The 18,442-nt window shown below is 69.6% G+C and carries 15 protein-coding genes; 6 read left to right on the forward strand and 9 right to left on the reverse strand.

Annotated features, from left to right (window positions below; translation table 11 throughout):
- Nucleotides 1-791: 791 nt before the first annotated feature.
- Nucleotides 792-2,273 (reverse strand): helix-turn-helix transcriptional regulator, encoded by a 1,482-nt coding sequence (locus D1643_RS06050; protein ID WP_160709646.1) that lies wholly within the window; start codon nt 2,271-2,273, stop codon nt 792-794.
- Nucleotides 2,274-2,554: 281 nt separating this feature from the next.
- On the opposite strand from D1643_RS06050, the gene D1643_RS06055 reads away from it, so the two are divergent.
- From D1643_RS06055 to dinB, 4 genes are all read left to right on the forward strand, one after another.
- Entirely contained in the window at nt 2,555-4,351 is a 1,797-nt protein-coding gene (locus D1643_RS06055; protein WP_160709648.1) for an FAD-dependent oxidoreductase, read from the forward strand.
- 36 nt (nt 4,352-4,387) lie between these two features.
- The gene (locus D1643_RS06060) at nt 4,388-5,065 is read left to right on the forward strand and encodes a cytochrome c3 family protein (RefSeq protein WP_160709650.1); all 678 of its coding nucleotides are present in this window, start codon (nt 4,388-4,390) and stop codon (nt 5,063-5,065) included.
- A gap of 301 nt (nt 5,066-5,366) precedes the next feature.
- Nucleotides 5,367-6,239, forward strand: coding sequence for a DegV family protein (locus D1643_RS06065; RefSeq protein WP_160709652.1), 873 nt, complete (start codon nt 5,367-5,369; stop codon nt 6,237-6,239).
- Between the two features lie 153 nt (nt 6,240-6,392).
- Entirely contained in the window at nt 6,393-7,712 is a 1,320-nt protein-coding gene (gene dinB, locus D1643_RS06070; RefSeq protein ID WP_160709654.1) for a DNA polymerase IV, read from the forward strand.
- Nucleotides 7,713-8,011: 299 nt separating this feature from the next.
- Here dinB and D1643_RS06075 read toward each other — a convergent pair whose 3' ends face one another.
- On the reverse strand, nt 8,012-9,724 hold the full coding sequence (locus D1643_RS06075) for an OPT/YSL family transporter (RefSeq protein WP_160709656.1): 1,713 nt from the start codon (nt 9,722-9,724) through the stop codon (nt 8,012-8,014).
- 173 nt (nt 9,725-9,897) lie between these two features.
- On the opposite strand from D1643_RS06075, the gene D1643_RS06080 reads away from it, so the two are divergent.
- The gene (locus D1643_RS06080; RefSeq protein ID WP_160709658.1) at nt 9,898-10,731 is read left to right on the forward strand and encodes a type III pantothenate kinase; all 834 of its coding nucleotides are present in this window, start codon (nt 9,898-9,900) and stop codon (nt 10,729-10,731) included.
- Nucleotides 10,732-10,874: 143 nt separating this feature from the next.
- Here the strand turns inward: D1643_RS06080 and D1643_RS06085 are convergent, their stop codons facing one another.
- The gene (locus D1643_RS06085; RefSeq protein WP_160709660.1) at nt 10,875-11,894 is read right to left on the reverse strand and encodes a glycosyltransferase; all 1,020 of its coding nucleotides are present in this window, start codon (nt 11,892-11,894) and stop codon (nt 10,875-10,877) included.
- Nucleotides 11,895-11,900: 6 nt separating this feature from the next.
- Nucleotides 11,901-13,145 carry a UDP-galactopyranose mutase gene (glf, locus tag D1643_RS06090; RefSeq protein WP_160709662.1) on the reverse strand — a complete coding sequence of 415 codons (1,245 nt, stop codon included), beginning with the start codon at nt 13,143-13,145 and terminating at the stop codon, nt 11,901-11,903.
- Nucleotides 13,146-13,345: 200 nt separating this feature from the next.
- On the opposite strand from glf, the gene pta reads away from it, so the two are divergent.
- Nucleotides 13,346-14,335, forward strand: a complete 990-nt coding sequence (pta, locus tag D1643_RS06095) for a phosphate acetyltransferase (protein WP_160709664.1) — start codon at nt 13,346-13,348, stop codon at nt 14,333-14,335.
- A 504-nt stretch (nt 14,336-14,839) separates the two neighbouring features.
- Here pta and D1643_RS12235 read toward each other — a convergent pair.
- The 5 genes from D1643_RS12235 to D1643_RS06120 form a co-directional block, all read right to left on the reverse strand.
- The gene (locus tag D1643_RS12235; RefSeq protein ID WP_370520305.1) at nt 14,840-14,986 is read right to left on the reverse strand and encodes an LPXTG cell wall anchor domain-containing protein; all 147 of its coding nucleotides are present in this window, start codon (nt 14,984-14,986) and stop codon (nt 14,840-14,842) included.
- A 1,085-nt stretch (nt 14,987-16,071) separates the two neighbouring features.
- On the reverse strand, nt 16,072-17,313 hold the full coding sequence (locus tag D1643_RS06105) for an acetate/propionate family kinase (RefSeq protein WP_160709668.1): 1,242 nt from the start codon (nt 17,311-17,313) through the stop codon (nt 16,072-16,074).
- Nucleotides 17,314-17,410: 97 nt separating this feature from the next.
- Nucleotides 17,411-17,770: a histidine triad nucleotide-binding protein gene (locus D1643_RS06110; protein WP_160709670.1), complete on the reverse strand. Its 360-nt coding sequence runs from the start codon at nt 17,768-17,770 to the stop codon at nt 17,411-17,413.
- Between the two features lie 35 nt (nt 17,771-17,805).
- A complete protein-coding gene (gene xseB, locus D1643_RS06115) occupies nt 17,806-18,063 on the reverse strand; it encodes an exodeoxyribonuclease VII small subunit (RefSeq protein ID WP_160709672.1) in 258 nt (85 codons plus the stop codon).
- On the reverse strand, nt 18,064-18,442 hold a 379-nt coding region (locus D1643_RS06120), incomplete at its 5' end, for an exodeoxyribonuclease VII large subunit (protein ID WP_305038651.1). It abuts the gene before it with no gap.

Below are 18,442 nucleotides of genomic sequence, written 5' to 3' on the forward strand. Positions count from 1 at the left end.
GCGCGAGTGCTACGGGCGGGCGGCTCGGCCAGCCCGGGGCACGCGGGTGGGCAGCCTGGCGGTACGCGGGCGCGCTGGGCACGTGGACGTTGCGGGCGCGCGAGCGCTACGGGCGGACGGCTCGGCCGACCCAGCGGCACGCGGGTGCGCTGGGCACGCGGGCGTGCGGGTGGGCAGTCTGCCTCCCCTCCCGCCCAATTTGCCCGTACGACCCAGATACCCCCCAGCGCGTCTGACTCCCCGCAGACGCCCTCCGGGCGCATGCCCAGCCACCCCCGACACACCCCAGCGCGCACCCGGCTCCCCGACGCGCACTCAGCTTCCCAGAGAGTACCCCCCCCCGAGGGGGGGGTGCGTCCGACTCCCCAGCGCACACCCACCCCTCGAAGCGAGCCCGGCTCCCTGGCGCGCGCCTGGCGAGCGCCCAACCCCCGGTGCGTCTGGCTCCCAGCAGACGCCCTCCGGACGCATGCCCTGCCATCCCCGGCGCGCACCCGGCTTCCCGGCGAGTACCCCGGGGGTGCGTCTGGCTCCCAGCAGACGCCTTCCGGGCGCACGCCCAGCCACCCCCGGCGCGCACCCGGCCCAGCGCGCGCCCACCCATCGAAGCGCACCTGGCTCCCTGGCGCGCACCTGGCGAGCACCCGCCCCACGACTTTCTGGCCATTCTCGTCACGGTTTACGCAGCCTGGGGCCTTCAGGAACGCGATTCTGGCCATTTTTGCCATGCTTTACGTCGAAACAAGCCTTCGCCATGCGTAAACCATAGGCAAATTGGCCAGGAAGTCGCGCTAAGCACGCTCCTCGTCGATGAAGCGGATGAGATCCTCACGCGAAGTGACGCCGAGCTTGCGATAGATGCTCTTCACGTGGGTGCGAACTGTACTCTCGGATATGACGAGGGTCTTGGCGATGAACGCCACGCTGTGACCGCGGCCCAGGTAGCCGAGGATCTCGCCCTCCCGCGGCGAGAGCCCCGCCTCCCGAGCGGCGCGCTCGCAGCGCTCGGCCAAGGCGGTAGTCGCGTCCGGGGCGCTGGCGCGCTCGCCGCTGCGCCAGCCGGCCGTCAGGCCTGCCGCCAGCAGAAACGCGAAGTACAGCGTGCTCACCACCAGCAGGGCCGGCCCGCCGTTGTGAGCCTGGAAGGGCGCCGTGGTGCCGCTGAAGATGCCCAGCAGCGACACCGCCGCGTAGCCCGCCACCGCGAGCCCGTAGATGAGCGCCGGCGGGAACTCGCGCGCGTGGGCCATGGCGCACAGGCCCGCCAGGGCCAAGATGCCCACCAGCGCGAAGAACACGTAGGTGAGCCACGCGGCGAACCACAAAGGCGGCGTGGCCTCGGGGAAGCTGTTGAGCACGATGAGCACGAGGGCGAAGGAGGGCAGGATCAGCTGGTGGAAGAAGGGCAGGAGCGGCCGGCGCGTGCGGGCCATGCACAGGGGCACCGCGATGAGGGCCGCCAGCACCCCGCCCACCGTCTCCATGTAGACCATGTCGAACATCATGAACTTGCGCACGCCGGTGATGTAGCCCAGCACGAGCAGCCCCGCCAGGGGCACCGCCACCACCGCCACCATGCGCCGCACGAGGGCCGGGAACGACTCGCCGTCGCGTCGGCGCACGATGAGCGCCTCCTCCGCGGCCCCGCCCTCCGCCTCCTCCGCGGCTGCGGCGTCGGCGGCCAACGCAGCCCCCTCCCCCGTCAGGTCCGCCTCGAGGCGCCCGGCCAAGGCCCGGGCGCAGGGCACGGCGACGCCGGCCGCGAGCAGCAGCGCGAACACGCCCGCGCCCACGGCGGCGGGCACCGTGGATACGAGCAGCTCGATCACCGAGCCGCCGCCCACGGTGAGCGCCAGGCACAGCAGCGCCGTGCGCAGGCCCAGGCACGACAGCAGCGCGCCCCAGGCCACGCAGAGCTCCGCAGCCCCCAGGGCCACGGCGGCGCCGGCCAGGATAGCCGCCGGCCCCGCGCCCCACCCCAAAACCAGCTGGGCGGCGAACAGCCCGTAGCCGCCGACGTAGAGCAGGCTGCCGCCCACGACGGCAGGCGCCCCGAGAAAGACAGCCCCGCCCCGACGCGACGACGCCAGCGCGAGCGCCACGCCAGCCAGGGCTGCAGAGACCAGCATCGATTGAACGAAGGGGCCCATGAGCTCCTCGGCCGCCGCAAAGCCGTCTTGGAACAGCGTCAGGTTGGGAGAGTACAGTGGCAGCGTGGCGAAGAACGCCGCGAAGAACAGCAAGTCGGGCCTCAGGCCCCTCGGCGCATCCATGGCATCCCCTCCCTGACACCGCTTTTTCCTCGTGCCAGTATAAGCGCCCCGACGCCCCGGCGCGCTGGAGAAGTCAACCCAAGGCACCATATCTGACCTGGAACTTCATCCATATACCCCATTTCCGCGAGGGGGTTTGGCGCCTTTACCGCATTCCTGCGATTACGCGGGGCACGCCGCCGAGGGCATCATGAGGGGCCGAGGAGGCGTCCGGCGGCCGGCCCCATGCCAAGGCCGCACGCGCCTCGCAGGAACAAGGAAAAGGAGAGGAAGGGACTGAGATGGGCAACGAAGAGAAAACCGCGCAGGAGGGCCTGTCCCGCCGCGCGTTCCTCGGGCTGGGCGCCACCGCGGCCGCCCTGGCCGCCGGAGCGGGGCTGGCCGGCTGCGCCCCGAAGGCGCGCTTCATCGAGGGCAACTCGATGACCTACGGCGAGGCCAACCGCACCGGCGCGGCGTCCGACGTGCACAACGTCACCGACACGAGCTGGATGAACCCGCCGGAGGAGGTGACCAGCTTCGCCAAGGAGATCGACTGCGATGTGGTGGTGGCCGGCCTCGGCTTCGCCGGCACGGCCGCCAGCCGCGAGCTGGCCGAGCAGGGCAAGAAGGTCGTCGTCATCGAGAAGCAGCCGGAGGACACCTACGCGGCCACCGGCAACGAGTTCGCCTCGCTCAACGCCGCCATCCTCAAGGAGCGCGGCGTGCCGGCCATCGACCCGGTGGAGTTCTACCAGAACTTCATGAAGATCACGTCCAACATGCCCAACCCCGCGCTCGTGATGAAGTTCGCCCAGAACTCCGAGGCCAACTCCAACTGGTACCTGGAGCCGCTGACCGCCGCCGACTACGAGACCATGACCACGGCGTTCTTCCCGCCCACCGAGCATCAGATGAGCGAGCTGTCGGGCATCAAGTTCTGGCCGAGCGTGTGCAGCTTCTACGGCGAGTGCAACCAGACCAAGATCGTCGGCATGAACCACGACATCGCCAAGCAGCACGGCGCGGAGTTCCTCTTCGGCACCTCGGCCGAGTACGTCATCATGGAGGACGGCGCAGTGGCCGGCATCGTGGCCAAGGACGCCGACGGCTACATAAAGGTGAACTGCCGCGCGGTGGTCATCACCTGCGGCGGCATGGGCGGCAACCCCAACATGATGGCCTACTTCATGCCGGACATGGCCCAGGCCCTGGTGGAGGGCGAGAGCCTTTCCTCCATGTCGGCCAACGACGGCCGCGGCGTGCAGATGGCCTACTGGGCCGGCGCGCACCTGGAGACCACGCCCGTCGCCGGCATGAACATGAAGGGGCTCTCCGTCCCCGGCAAGATGAACTGCCTGCCCCAGGCCGTGTGGGTGGACGAGCACGGCAAGCGCTTCTGCAACGAGTACTACCCCACTTCCGAGCAGCGCGGCTACCAGACCACCTTCATGAGCCGCAAGACGAAGTTCGCCGTGGTGGACAACAACTTCACCACCTACCGCCAGTACACCCTGCCCCAGCATGCCGGCTTCACGGCCACCGAGGCCAACATCCAGTCGCTGCGCGAGGCGCTCGACACCGCCTACGCCAAGTTCAACGGCACCTACGTGGAGCCGGAGAAGACCGAGGGCGAAGGCGGGCCGGGAGGGCCGGGCGGCCCTATGACCTCCGTCGAGTGGATCGCCGACGACACCCTTGAGGGCCTGGCCGCCCAGATGGGCCTGGAGGGCGACGAGGCCGCGGCGTTCCTGGCCCAGATGGAGCGCTGGAACGGCTACTGCGACGCCGGCGTGGACGCCGAGTTCGGCCGCGACCCGCAGGTGCTCTTCCCCGTCAAGGACGGCCCCTTCTACGCCTGCACCTTCGATCCGGAGCTGGGCGAGACCATGGTCACCATGGGCGGCATCATCACCGACGGCGAGCAGAATGCCGTGGACGCCAACTATGAGCCCATCCCCGGCCTCTACGTGTCCGGCAACGACTGCGGCCGCCGCTTCGGCACCGAGTACGTCACGCCCATCCCCGGTGTGTCCATCGCCTTCGCCATGGTGCTCGGCCGCGAGTGCGGCAAGTCCGTCGCCGAGTTCCTCGGCTAGCCGCCAGCCACGACAACCCCTGAGAAAGGAGGAGCGATGAGCGAAGAGAACGAGGCCGCCACGGCGGCCCCCGCCGCCAAGAAGCCGCGCAAGCGCGGTCCTGTCATCGCCGCCGTCGTGGTCGCTGTGGCGATCATCGCCGGCGCGGGACTGTGGGTGTGGCATGAGCAGCCGAGCTTCTGCGCGGCCATCTGCCACGTGCCCATGGATCCCTACCTGGAGACCTACGACGAGCAAGCCGATGCGCCCGGCACCGACAAGTGGATGAACGAGGTGTCCAACACCAACGCCATGCTGGCCGTCACCCACCGCGTGGAGGGCAAGACCTGCATGGACTGCCATGTGCCCACCCTGGCCGAGCAGGTCTCCGAGCTGGGCAGCTGGGTGAGCGGCGACTACGTCTACCCGCTGGTGGAGGCCGATCTCAACCAGCTGACCGAGGCCTCCGGCATGGACGCCGATGAGTTCTGCCTCAAGAGCGGCTGCCATGTGACGGCCGACGGCGAGGCGCTCACCACGCGCGCCCAGCTGACCGAGGCCACAGCCGACCTAGCCTTCAACCCCCACGTGGCCCAGCACGGCGAGCGCGCCTGCAGCGACTGCCACAAGGGGCACCGCGCCTCGGTGATGGTGTGCGCCGACTGCCATAACGAGGCGGCGCTGCCCGACGGCTGGATCACCCCCGATGAGCAGGATCAGCTGATCATCCGCTAGCCCCGCACCCCTCGCTGCCGCGACCTTCCCGCGGCCTAGGCCGGCCCGCCATCCCTCCCGGCGGGCCGGCTCGTCTTTTGCGAGCGGCGCGAGGGCGCCTGCCCCATCGCCCCCGCTGCCCGAACCGCCCCCGCGCTCCGGCCGCTGGCCCCGGAGCGGCCGTTACGCCCCACCAAGGGGTGCGACTGTAGAGCAAACGTCACCCGAGGGCGCCTTCGTTGGGTTAGAATAGCCCCCTGAGACGTTCGGGCGCGCAAGGCATCGCGGGGAGCGCGCCGACCTGCGAGAGGAGATTCGCCCCATGGCATTCGAGATCGTCACCGACTCCAGCTCCAACCTCATCGAGGACCTGATCGACGAGTTCGGGCTGCACATCCTTCCCCTGTCGTTCATGGTGGACGGCGAGCAGTACCACAGCTACCTCAAGGGCGAGCACACCGACCTGGCCCAGTTCTACGCCATGATGCGCGAGGGCAAGGTCATCACCACCTCGCTGCCCAACATGGCCGAGTCCGAGGAGCTGCTGCGCGGGCTGCTGACCGCAGGCAAGGACGTGCTCTACATCGGGTTCTCGAGCGGCCTTTCCGGCACCTTCCAGGAGATCGACCTGCTCCTCGGCCAGCTGGCCCAGGAGTTCCCCGAGCGCACGGTGCTCACCGTGGACACGCTGGCCGCGTCCGGCGGCGAGGGGCTGCTCGTGTGGTACGCCGCCACCCTGGCCCGCGATGGCGCCTCCATCGAGGAGGTGCACCGCTGGCTGGAGGACAACAAGCTCAAGCTGGCCCACTGGTTCACCGTGGACGACCTCATGTTCCTGTTCCGCGGCGGACGCGTGTCCAAGACGAGCGCCTGGGCAGGCACCCTGCTCAACATCAAGCCAGTCATGCACGTGGACGACGAGGGGCACCTCATCCCGCTCGAGAAAGTACGCGGCCGCAAGAAGTCGCTCAGGGCGCTCGTGGACCACATGGAGGCCACGGCCGACGCGCCTGTGGCCGAGCAGACGGTGTTCATCACCCACGGCGACTGCCGGGAGGACGCCGAGTACGTGGCTGACCTCGTGCGGGAGCGCTTCGGCGTCACCGACATCGTCATCAACTACGTGGACCCGGTCATCGGCGCGCATTCCGGCCCGGGCACCATGGCCCTGTTCTTCCTGGCCGATCACCGCTAGGCCCTCTCGCCCCCAGCTCGGTTGCCCCTGCGGCCCGGCCTTGCGCCCTCGGCGACATCTGCCAGCAGCGCAAAGCCAGGCCGCAGCGTGTCTGCGAGCAGAAAAGGCCGCATCTCCCGCCTCGCGGGCGCCCCGATGGCGTACCATGTCCCCATGAGCAAGCACGCCGGCATACCGGGCCTGGAGGCCCTGCTTCCCCCCTGGGAGGGGCCGGCCATCCTGCTCGTCGACCTCGACGCGTTCTTCGCCTCCGTCGAGCAGCTCGACCACCCCGGCTGGCGCGGCAAGCCCGTCATCGTGGGCGGTGACGCCGACAAGCACGGCGTCGTTTCCACCTGCTCCTACGAGGCGCGCGCGTTCGGCGTGCGCAGCGCCATGCCCGCCTCGATGGCACAGCGGCTCTGCCCCGATGCCATCTGGACCCACGGCCACCACGACCGCTACCGGCAGATGTCGTCGGCCATCATGGGCATCCTGCGTGACGAGACGCCCCACGTCCAGCAGGTCTCCATCGACGAGGCCTTCGTGGACGTCTCCCCCACCCGCGTCAACGCCGAGCACCCTGTGCTGGTGGCGCGCCGCATCCAGGCGCGCGTGGAGGAGCTGGGCGTTACGTGCTCCATCGGCGTCGGCACCACCAAGTCGGTGGCCAAGATCGCCTCGGACATGGACAAGCCGCGCGGCCTCACCGTGTGCTACCCCGGCGGCGAGGCGGCCTTCTTGGGGCCGCTGCCCGTGCGCGACCTGAGCGGCGTGGGACCGGCAGCTGAGGCGGCGCTCACCGCGCGCGGCGTGCGCACCCTGGGGGAGATGGCCGCCGCCGACGAGGCGCTCCTGCGGCGGGTGTTCGGAAAGAACGCCGCCATGATGCGCGCCCGCGCCGCCGGGGCCGACGAGTCGCCGGTGGAGGTGGACGACGAGGTGAAGTCGGTCTCCAACGAGATGACCTTCGCCCGCGACCTCACCGAGCGCGCCGACATCGAGGCGGCACTGGCCACCATGGGCGCCAAGGTGGGCCGCCGCCTGCGCCGCAAGGGACTCGCCGGCCGCACGCTCTCCATCCGCATCCGCTACGACGACCGCACCACGCGCTCCGTCCAGCGTCGGCTCGCGCACCCCACCGACGACGAGCTGGCCTATACGCCGCTGCTCTACGAGATGCTCGACGAGGTGTGGCGCCCCGGTATCAAGGTGCGCCTGCTCGGCGTGGGCATGGCCGGCTTCAAGCCGGAGGACGTGGTGCAGGAGGCGCTCTTCACCGACGAGGAGCTCGACGCGCGCGAGGGCGGCGACGAGGCCGGACGCGCCAAGCGTCCCGCGCTCAAGGACGAGGCGCGCCGGCGCGGCCTCCTGGCCGCCACCGATGCGCTCAAGGACAAGTTCGGCGAGGGCGCCGTGCGCTTCGGCCACGAGCTGCGCAACGAGTCCAACACCACCGGCTCGTCCACGAAGAACCCCGCCGACTACAAGTAGGCGCGACGGGCAACGGGCCGCACGGCGCACGCATCGCGCGACGCCAGGGTGCCCAACGGGGGGATGCGCCGCGACGCCACTGCCAGCTTTCACGCTCTTTTTGGCACAGATTGGCGTTTTGGTACGGTCAGAGGACGCGAGACTCGCGAATAAGTTACCCATGAGCAACCGTGACCTGGCATAACGCGCTCTGCTTGACAGGGGCAGATGCAAAAACCAGCGTGAAGCGGCTCACCCACCGTACCAAAACGCCGATTACTGCCATCTTCGCGACGAAAAGTGGCTGCGGCACCGCTGCGCTAGCCCGCGAGCGCGCCTGCGGCGACGATCATGGCCAGCACGATGCCCACGACCGACTCGCCGCCCATGAGGCCCGAGGCGATGATGAGCCCCCGGTCGACCGCGTCCGCCTCGGCCCGGGTGCGCTCCTCGGGCGACAGGCCGCGGCGGCGCCAGGCACCCACCCGGTCGTAGGCCACCTTCGCCAGGGCGCCGAGAAAGCCGGTCAGCGACAGGTAGAACGGCAGGTAGACGCCGAGCCCCAGCATCATGGCGGGGAACCCGACCAGGTAGAGCGCGAAGCCCGCGGCCAGGCCCACGGCGAAGGCGGGCCCATGCGGCACGCCGCCCACCATGGTGGCCACCACCGAGGCCTGGGCCGCCACGAACTCGTGGCCCGGCCCGAAGGCGTCGGGGCCATAGCCGGCCAGAAGCGCCCCCATGGCGCCCACCGCCACGAGCGCGCCCACCACGCCGCCGATGGCCTGGCCCACCCACTGAGCGCGGGGGCTGGTGCCGAGCACCTGGCCAGCCTTGAAGTCGTTCATCACGTCACCGGCCAGCCCTGCGGCCACGGCCACGAGGGCCGCGATGAAGAACAGCTGCACCGTGGCCACCTCGGCGAAGGCCGCCACCAGCAGCATGACGATGAGCCCGAATATCTCAAGCGGATCGATGCCCGTCTGGCCCACCGACTGGGCCGCCATGGCCGCCGCCACGAACGCGAGAAGCACCACGGCCACGGCCGGCCCTGCTGGCAGCCCGAGTCCCAGCGCCGCCACAAGGCCGATGCCGGCGGCCGCGAGCACCCCGAGCCCTGCTGCGCGCCGGCGCCCAGAACTGGCAGCGCGCCCCGCCGCGCCCGCGGCCGTAGGGCCCCTGAGCCCCTCCGCATCCCGGCGAGCCGCCAGGGCGCGGCGCAGGCCGCCCACGCCGCGCGGCAGCACGTCCTTGACGATGACCGCCACGCCGCTGCCCATCATGAGCCCCATGCCCAAGCTCGACACGATGCCCTGGGCCGTGGCCACGTCGCACAGACCGAGGGCCGGGGCGCCCACGATGATGCCGAAGTTGGCGATCACCGCGCCGACGAACCACACGACCACCGCCGCGGTGCCCACCAAAAAGCCCACCGCCAGCGACAGCGGCGAGTTGTAGATGCCGAAGGTCACGCCGGGGATGGGCAGCGTCGCCAGCATCGAGGGGATGACCCCCAGTCCGTCGCGCAGAAGCGCGTAGAGGCCCGCCGCGCCCATGGCGCCAAAGAGCCGCCGCCCCGTGGCGCCCCCGGCATCGCCGGCCTTGAGCGTCTGGGCCGCCGCCTGGCCGATGGGGAACTCGAGGGCCGCCTCCTCGACGAAGTGGCGGCGCAGCAGCACCGAGCCGATGAGGCCGAGCGCCACGCCCCCGAGCGCGATGAGGGCCAGATCCGCCAGGGATACGTCGTCCGCCAGCCCGAGCATCCACGCGCCGGGGATGGTGAAGGCCAGGCCGCCGGCCACCATGGCGCCCGAGGACATGACGGTGTGGGTGACGTTCGCCTCGTTGAGCGAGGCCCTTCCCCGACTAAGCGCGCGCAGGAAGAACAGCGATACGATGGCCGCGAAGATGATGGGCCAGGGAAGCGCGCCCATGCGCAGGGCGACGTAGACGGACGACGCGGTGATGACGACGCAGCCGACGCAGCCGACGACGACGCCCCGCAGGGTCAGCTGACCCTTGAGGTCTCTCATGGTTATCTCCGTTCCGTATATCCGCTCCCCCTCCGTCGGGGAGTCGGGTTACCTCGCAGACGTCGCCCATTATAGGACGCAGCACGCCCTCCCCGCGGCGCGCAGGCGCCAGATGTGGGAAAATCGGGTGACGAACGCGCCGGCAAGGCGGCGCACGCGGAAAGGACAGAACAGTGGCAGGCACCCTCTTGGCAGTGGACATCGGCAACGCCGTCGTGCAGGTCGGGCTCGCCCGAGACGGGCGCCTGCTCGCCCGCTGGGAGCTGGCGAGCACCCCGGCGGCCACCGAGGACGAGGCGCTCCTCGCGCTCGACGGCTTCCTGCGAGCGGCGCGCGAGGGGCTGGCCGCGCCGCTCGGCGACGCGCGGCCGGATGAGGTGGCCCGCGCCGCCGCCGAGCGCCCTGCTGATGCGGCCCTCGCCTCGGTAGTGCCCGCCCTCACCGGCTCCTGGGCCGGCGCCGCCCGCCGGCTCACCGGACAGCGCCCCCTCGTGGTGGGGCCGGGCGTCAAGACGGGCCTGCGCATGGGCTACAAGGACCCAGGCGAGGTCGGCGCCGATCGCATCGCCGACCTCGTGGCCGCGCGCGAGACCTACGGCGCGCCGCTCATCGTCGTCGACCTGGGCGTCGCCACCACCGTCGAGGTCGTCGACGAGGAGGGCGCCTTCGCCGGCGGCCTCATCATGCCGGGCCTGGGCCTCGGCGCCCGCGCACTCGCCGCTGAGGCGGCGCGCCTGCCCGAGGTGGAGGTGCGCGCGCCGGAGGCCCTCGTGGGCCGCAGCACCGCTGAGGCCATGCGCGCCGGCATCGTCTGGGGCGAGGCGGCGCGCCTCGACGGGCTCGCCGCGCTGATCGCCGAGTCGCTCGGCTGCGAGCCGGCCCTCGTGCTCTCCGGGAAGGACGCCGGCCTCATCGCCGGGCTCTTGCGTCACGAGGCAGCGGTGGACGAGACCCTCGCCCTGCGCGGCCTCGTGCGCCTCCACGCCCTCAACCGCAAGCCCCGCTAGCGTCCCGGCACCCAGGCCGACGACCCGCGCGGCACCTGCCGAGCGGCGCTCCGCCACCCCGCCGACCCCCGCACCACTAGACACGCAAAGCGGCCCCGGCACGAGGCCGGGGCCGCCAGGCAAGCACGATCGAGGCTGGGACGCTAGTTGAACTTGAACAGCTTCTGCGCGATGTGGTAGCCGCCCAGGCCGACGCGCCGGCCCAGGTCGGTGGGAAGGTTCGTTCCCACGTTGAGCGCGTTCGAGCGAATGCGACGGTAGAGCGACAGGTCGGCCGCCTTCAGGTAGGCCCAGATGTCGGCCAGCTTCTGCTCGTCTTCGGGGGTGTTGCGCATGCGCAGGAACACCGAGCAGATGCACATCATCATGGACAGGTAGTTCTGCAGGTAGTGGCGCAGGCGCTTCTCCTCGATGGCCATGACGTCCACCGCGTCGATCATCTGGCGCGTCACGCGCAGCTGCTGGTCCACGCGGCCCATCATCACCGTCTCGTTGACCGACTGGTCCTCGCGGCCGATGAAGTAGCGGTACATGTCCTCGTCGAAGTAGCGCATGGTCTGCACGTGCGGCAGCGGCTCGTAGACGAAGATGTTGTCCACGTAGAAGCAGTGGCGCGGCAGCTCCAGGCCCATGTCGCGCAGAAGCTCGGTGCGGTAGATGACCGAGTGCATGAGCAGGTACTGGCTCGGCCCGAAGCGCCCCACGTCGCCCCAGCCGAACTCGCGGCCCTCGGGGAAGACGTTCTTATAGTGCATGATGGTGCGGGCGCCCTCGTGCACCTTCTCGTAGACATAGTTGGCGATGACCAGGTCGGTGGGCTCCTTGAGCTCGGCTTGGCGGCGCAGGTAGCGCATGATGGGCTCCATGGCGGCGGCGTCGAGCCAGTCGTCAGAGTCGACCACCTTGAAGTAGCGCCCGCGCGCAGCGGCCAGGCCCGCGTTCACGGCCGCGCCATGGCCGCCGTTCTCCTGGTGGATGGCGCGCACCTTGCCCGGATGCTCGCGCTCCCACTGGTCGGCCTTGGCCGGCGTGTCGTCTTTCAAAGAGCCGTCGTCGACGATGATGACCTCCACGTCATCGCCAAGCACGACGAGCGACTCGATGCACTTGTCCATGTACTCCGCGGAGTTGTAGCAGGGAACGGCGAAGCTGACGGTCTTCATGGCGCCCTACTCCGCCTCGTGCGCGCCCTCGCCGGCCTCGGCGATGAGCTTGTCGGACAGGTCAAGCGCAAGATCGACGATGTTGTCCATGTTGTAGTAGCGGTACTCGGCCAAGCGGCCCAGCGGGTAGAAGTTGGGCAGCGACTCGGTGAGCTTGCGGTAGCGCTGGTAGTGAGCGTGGTTCTCCGGGTTGATGATGGCGTAGTAAGGCGTCTGCTCCGCCGGGTTCTCGTAGGCCCGCGAGTACTCCTTCATGATGGTGGTCTTGTCGGACTTCTGGCAGGTCAGGTGCTTGAACTCCGTGATGCGCGTGTAGTCCTCGGTCACCGTGTAGTTCACCGTGCCGCAGGGCAGCTTGTACTCCTGGTCGTAGGTCTCGTAGACGAAGTCGAGGCTACGGTAGGGCAGGCGGCCGAAGCGGGCCAGGAACAGCTCGTCAAGCGGGCCGGTGTAGATGATGGGCCCGTCGAAGCGACGGCCATGCAGCTTGATGGCGGAAAGCGGCGCGTCCTCGGAATCGTCCTCGAACTCCAGCTCGAACACGGACTCGGCCTCGGTGTTCAGGCACACCTCGATGCCGGGGAAGTCGAGCAGGTTCTCGAAGAGCACCGTGTAGCCGTCCTGCGGCATGCCCTGGTAGGTGTCCTGGAAGTAGCGGTCATCGCGCGAGATGAACACGGGCACGCGGGCGGTCACCGACGGATCGACCTCCTCCGGCGTGAGCCCCCACTGCTTCTGCGTGTAGTAGAGGAAGACGTTCTTGTACACGAAGTCGGCGATTTCCGCCAGCTCCGGGTCGTCCTGCTCGCGCAGGGCGTTGATGGTCACCTTGCGCTCGTCGCCGAAGGTGTCCACAAGCTTCTCGATGAGGTGCGCGGCGCGCTCCTCCCCGAAGGCGATCTCCATGGAGTTCTTGTTGAACGGCACGGGCAGGTAGGTGCCGTACCAGTCGGCCAGCACGTGGTGCTGGTAGCCCAGCCAGCCGCTGAACCGACGCAGGTAGTTGAACGCGCGCTGGGAGTTGGTGTGGAAGATGTGCGGGCCGTAGCGGTGCACGAGGATGCCCGCCTCGTCCTTCTCGTCGTACATGTTGCCGCCGATGTGAGGGCGCTTCTCTATGATGAGCACGCGCATGCCGGCTCGCTCGGCCAGCTGACGGGCGGTGACGGAGCCGGCAAAGCCGCTGCCCACCACCACGGCGTCGAAGTCGTTGATGTCAATGTCCTTGAAGGCAGAGTACTGCACTCCCATGGCGTTCAGGTCCTCTCTCGTGGGCGTCCCGCGCGGCGGGCGCCATGCGCTTGCAGGGCGAAACTTCCCCTATTCTACCGGCAACAGGCGCCAACCTGGCTAAACCCCAGGCAAACCATACAAACCGCCGAATACGCACGCCCGCGCGCATCGTCGCCCGCTACACTGAGGGAAGCTGACCCCTGAGAAAGGAACTGCCCATGACGTTTCTGGAGTCCATGATCGAGCGCGCCCAGGCCGACCGCAAGGTCATCGTGCTGCCCGAGGGCGACGACGCGCGCACCCTCGAGGCCGCGCAGGAGATCCTCGCTCGCGATGTGGCCGACCTCATCATCCTCGGCGACGCCAAGGCCATCGCCGCATCCGGCTTCGACCTGGCCGGTGCCCAGGTCATCGACCCGCGCTCCTCTGAGCTGCGCGAGCCCTTGGCCGCCGAGCTCGTGGAGCTGCGCCGCGCCAAGGGCATGACGCCCGAGCAGGCCGACGCCCTCATGGACGACGTGCTCTACTTCGGCGTCATGATGGTGAAGACGGGCCGCGCCGACGGCATGGTGGCCGGCGCCTGCCACGCCACCGGCGACGTGCTGCGCCCCTGCCTGCAGATCCTCAAGACGGCGCCGGGCGTGAAGCTCGTGAGCTCGTTCTTCGTCATGGTAGTGCCCGACTGCGACCTGGGCGCCGACGGCACGTTCATCTTCTCCGACTGCGGCCTGGAGGTGCAGCCCGACGCCGAGCGCCTGGCCCACATCGCCGTGAACTCGGCAGCCAGCTGGCGCACGCTCATCGGAACCGAGCCTGCCGTGGCGCTGCTGTCGCACTCCTCCCACGGCTCGGCGCGCAACGACGACGCGGCCAAGGTGGTGCAGGCCACGGCGCTGGCGCGTGAGCTGGCGCCGGAGCTGGCGCTCGACGGCGAGCTGCAGCTCGACGCCGCCATCGTGCCCGAGGTGGGCGCGTCGAAGGCCCCCGACTCCCCCGTCGCCGGCCACGCCAACGTGCTCGTGTTCCCCGACCTGGACGCCGGCAACATCGGCTACAAACTCGTGCAGCGCCTGGCTAAGGCCGAGGCCTACGGCCCCATCACCCAGGGCATCGCCGCCCCGGTGAACGACCTGTCCCGCGGCTGCTCCGCCGCCGACATCGTGGGCGTCATCGCCATCACCTGCGTCCAGGCCCAGGCCCGCGGATAGGGCGCGCGGCGACATCCGGCAACGCACGAGGGACTCGGCGCGATGCCGGGCCCCTCGTGCGTTCGCGGGTCGACCTGCCTGGTCGGCGCGCACGGCGACCGCCGCGACAGGCCGGGCGCGTCGACGCGGCGACCAGGCAGACGAGAGGAACGGGCGCCCGGGCGAGGAATCGCCGGGATTCAGACGAGAAAGCGCGGATCTGCATGGTCGATGCGGGCCCGGCGACCCCTCTCCGCGACAGGCGCTCGGAAAAAGCCCCGGTCGCGCGCCTTCGGGCGCAGCTGGCGGGCCTCGAAGGAGCCCCGGCCGGAGCCCCGCCCATGCAGACCCGCACTTTCTCGCAGCAAAGGGCCGCTCTTTTCGCCCGCTCCCCACCTCATGTGGATGGAGCGGCTGAAAGCGAGCCAGCCCGCACCTCGAGCCGAGCTGGCGAGCCGTCAGCCTCAGGCCGCCCGCACGATGGGGGCTCGACACGCTGCCGAGCCCCCATCGTGCGGGCGGCCGTCAGCGCCGGGCGCTGCGTCGTCGCGACAGAGCCGCGGCGGCAGCCGCAAGGGACGCGGCGCCAGCTAAGCCCGCGAATGTCAGCGCAAGCGCACCGTCTCCCGTCTGTGCCAGGCGCGTCAGCACGGCCGCAGGCCCCTTCGTCACGGAGCCGGCGTCGCCGCCCGGGTTCGGCGGGTCGGCGGGACGCGGCGGATCGGCGGGGTCTTGCGGCCCGTCAGGACCACCGGGGGCCTCGGGCCCTGCGGGATCGTCGGGAACCGTCGGGTCGTCCGTGGCCGGCGGCGTCGGCGGGCCGTCGGGACCGTCGCCCCGGAGGTCGCGTCATCAGTATTCGCAGATTCAGGATTCGCGGGGGCGCTCTCCCCCACTGCTTGGGATGCCGACTGCTCCGGCGGAGCCGGAGCCGCCTCGTCAACGGCGAGGGCCGGCACTCCGATCATCAGGGCAAGCCCTAGAAGGAGACACCCCCCCCCGTGAGGCATTTTTCGAATGCCGCTCCTCGTAGGACCATGATGATCTCGTTTCTCTCGGTGATTGCCGATCTTGCCGCCCACCATGGTAAACAACTCGGCAACGAAATGCCAGCCTCTTTCGCCGTGAATGCGAAAAGGCCGGCCGTGAGGGCCCGCGCCACCGGGAGCCTCCTGCTTCGAGCGCAGGGGAACCGTGGCGCCCTCCCCGATCCCAGGGTAGGGTCGCGCATCGCGCCCCTGGAACAAGGCGCCTGGGAGGGCCGGCAGCCCATGGCGCGTTTTTTGGCGAGCGATGACGGGTCTGCGACTCTTTTGATGAGCCATACGCGGCCCGCCTTGGAGGCAGCGCTTGCTTCTGCGGTAAAACCCCAGGTCACGATCGGCCAATCTCCGCAGTCCATCCGACTCAGGGCGGAAAAAAGTCGCAGACCCGTCATCGCTCGCCAAAAAAAGCACGTACGGGGCGCCAAAGAGGGGCGCCCCGCGCGAGAGCCTCGCCCCGCCCCCTCGTCGCCCCGCGCGAGGGCTCCGCCCTGCGTCCTCCGGGGCTCCACGCAAGAACCCCGCCTCGCGTCCCCCGTCGCCCCGCGCGAGGGCCCCGCCGCGCGTCCTCCGGGGCCCCGTTTTGACGACGCCGTTCGTCATCGCTCGCTCTCACCCCACCTCCACGCCCGCGCTGCCACCCGCAAGGCACCCACACACACGAGGGGCCCGGTGCGGTGCCGGGCCCCACGGAAAGCGTCGCGGCGCGCGGTGCTACAGCATCTCGGTGTGGATGTCGACGCCCTCGGCCTCGGCCACCTGGCGCTCGCGGATGATGTAGAAGGTGTCGCGGGCGATCATGAGCTCCTCGTTGGTGGGGATGATGATGATGCGCACCTGGGAGCTGTCGGCCGAGACCTCGCGCTCGAAGCCGCGCTCCTTGTTCTTCTCCAGGTCGAGCACGATGCCCAGCGGCTGGAGACCGGCGAAGATCATGCGGCGCATCTTCTCGCAGTTCTCGCCCACGCCCGCCGTGAGCACGATGGCGTCCACGCCGCCCATGACGGCGATGTACTGGCCGATGTACTTCTTGACCGAGTTGGAGTACATGTCGTAGGCGAGCTGGGCGCGCTCATTGCCGGCCTCGGAGGCGTCGCGCACGCTGCGCAGGTCGTTGGAGATGCCGGAGATGCCGAGCAGGCCGCTCTTCTTGTTCATGAGGTCGTTGACCTCTGCGGCGGAAAGCCCCTCGTGCTCCATGACGAAGGGCACGATGGCCGGATCGATGGCACCGCAGCGGGTGCCCATCATAAGGCCGTCGAGCGGCGTGAGGCCCATGGAGGTGTCCACCGCCACGCCGTGGTCGATGGCCGACATCGAGCAGCCGTTGCCCAGGTGGCAGGTGATGAGCTTGATGTCGTCAAGCGGCTCGTCCATGAAGGCGGCCGCGCGCTCGGCGATATAGCGGTGCGAGGTGCCGTGGGCGCCGTACTTGCGGATGCCGTACTTCTCGTAGAGCTCGTAGGGCAGCGGGTACATGTAGGCCTTCGGCGGCATGGAGTGGAAGAATGACGTGTCGAACACCGCCACCATGGGCTTGTCCGGCAGGGCCTTCTGGCAGGCGTAGATGCCCATGAGCGCCGCCTTGTTGTGCAGGGGCGCGAGCTCGGCCAGCTCGTCGATCTTGGCGATGACGTCCTCGTCGATGAGGACGGAGCGCTCGAAGTACTTGCCGCCCTGGACGATGCGGTGTCCGACGGCGTCGATCTCGTCAAGCGAGTCGATGGCCTTGGTGGGGCCCGAGGTAAGCGACTCGAGCACGAGGACCATCGCGTCGTTGTGGTCGGCCATCTTCGCGTCGATGACCACCTCGTTGTCGTCGATGCCGTGCTTGTGGAAGGCCTCGGTCGAGCCTACGCGCTCGCAGATTCCCTTGGCCATGACCTGCTGGCTCTCAACGTTGACGAGCTGGTATTTCAGAGACGAAGATCCTGCATTGATGACGAGTACGTTCAACGACCTGCCCCCTTAGACTCGAGTGTACAGCAGAGAATTCTAGGGGGCGGCGCGCCGAGGGCGCCAGCGCGCGGGGCGCCCTTTCGGCGAGCGGGACCTACTCTCCCTTCAAGGAGGGGTCGCCGTCGTTCATCTGCGCGCCGCCGAGCACGTGGACGTGCACGTGGTGGACGCTCTGGCAGGCGTCGTCGCCGGTGTTCACCACCACGCGGAAGCCGCCCTCATCGACGCCCTTCAGGCGCGCCACCTTCCCCACCGTGTTGAAGAGACGGCCCATCACCTCGTCGGGGATGTTGTCGGCAATGTTGTCATAGTGGTCTTTGGGGATGATGAGCGTGTGCACGGGCATCATCGGGCTCAGGTCCTCGAAGGCGAGCACGTCGTCGTCCTCGTAGACCTTCGTCGCGGGGATCTCCCCCGCCGCTATCTTACAGAAGATGCAGTCGTCCTTGCGCATGGCGCGTCCTCTCTCTTCGGTGCCGGCCAGGCCGTCTAGGCCTTGGACAGCGTGGTGTCTTGAACCTCGTCGTCGGGGGCGGGGGCCAGCTCGCCCATGAGCACGTCCACCTGCTGCTCGGCCGCGTCGAGGCGACGCTGCAGCGAGGCGAGCAGCGCCACGCCGCGCGCGTAGCTGGTGAGGCTCTCCTCCAACTCGAGGGTGTTGCTCTCAAGCACGCTGACGACGCCCTCCAGCTCGGCCATGGCCTCGCGGAACGTCAGCTCGTCAACGGGTCGCAGGGTATCGCTCATCTAGGACTCCTTCCAGGGTTCGACAGAGGTAGTGGCACGGCTCGCGCGGATGAGGCAGTCCAGCTCGCCATCGGCCACGGTAACGGCGAGCGCGTCGCCGGGGGCCACGGCCTCCACCGAGCGCACCACCGCGCCCGAGCCGTCTCGGGCGATGGAGAAGCCGCGCGCGAGGACCGCGAGCGGCGAGAGGTCGTCAAGGCGGGCGGCGGCCAGGGCCAGCTCGGTGCGGAAGCGCTGGCCGAAGACATCGCCTTGATAGGAGAGCCGCCCGGCGAGGGCGGCAGCGCGCTGGGCGGGACGCTCGGCAAGGGCCGGCCCCAGGCGCGTGAGGGCCGCGCCCGCGTCCGAGGCGCGGCGGGCGTGGGGCGCGATGGCGCCG

This window comes from Enterorhabdus sp. P55 (assembly GCF_009911695.1).
Classification (GTDB): Bacteria; Actinomycetota; Coriobacteriia; order Coriobacteriales; family Eggerthellaceae; genus Enterorhabdus.

Bases quoted from the DNA above. Each gene is read 5' to 3' on its own strand.
- D1643_RS06050 (WP_160709646.1), bottom strand. From the start codon at position 2,273: ATGGATGCGCCGAGGGGCCTGAGGCCCGACTTGCTGTTCTTCGCGGCG.
- D1643_RS06055 (WP_160709648.1), top strand. From the start codon at position 2,555: ATGGGCAACGAAGAGAAAACCGCGCAGGAGGGCCTGTCCCGCCGCGCG.
- D1643_RS06060 (WP_160709650.1), top strand. From the start codon at position 4,388: ATGAGCGAAGAGAACGAGGCCGCCACGGCGGCCCCCGCCGCCAAGAAG.
- D1643_RS06065 (WP_160709652.1), top strand. From the start codon at position 5,367: ATGGCATTCGAGATCGTCACCGACTCCAGCTCCAACCTCATCGAGGAC.
- dinB (WP_160709654.1), top strand. From the start codon at position 6,393: ATGAGCAAGCACGCCGGCATACCGGGCCTGGAGGCCCTGCTTCCCCCC.
- D1643_RS06075 (WP_160709656.1), bottom strand. From the start codon at position 9,724: ATGAGAGACCTCAAGGGTCAGCTGACCCTGCGGGGCGTCGTCGTCGGC.
- D1643_RS06085 (WP_160709660.1), bottom strand. From the start codon at position 11,894: ATGAAGACCGTCAGCTTCGCCGTTCCCTGCTACAACTCCGCGGAGTAC.
- glf (WP_160709662.1), bottom strand. From the start codon at position 13,145: ATGGGAGTGCAGTACTCTGCCTTCAAGGACATTGACATCAACGACTTC.
- pta (WP_160709664.1), top strand. From the start codon at position 13,346: ATGACGTTTCTGGAGTCCATGATCGAGCGCGCCCAGGCCGACCGCAAG.
- D1643_RS06110 (WP_160709670.1), bottom strand. From the start codon at position 17,770: ATGCGCAAGGACGACTGCATCTTCTGTAAGATAGCGGCGGGGGAGATC.
- xseB (WP_160709672.1), bottom strand. From the start codon at position 18,063: ATGAGCGATACCCTGCGACCCGTTGACGAGCTGACGTTCCGCGAGGCC.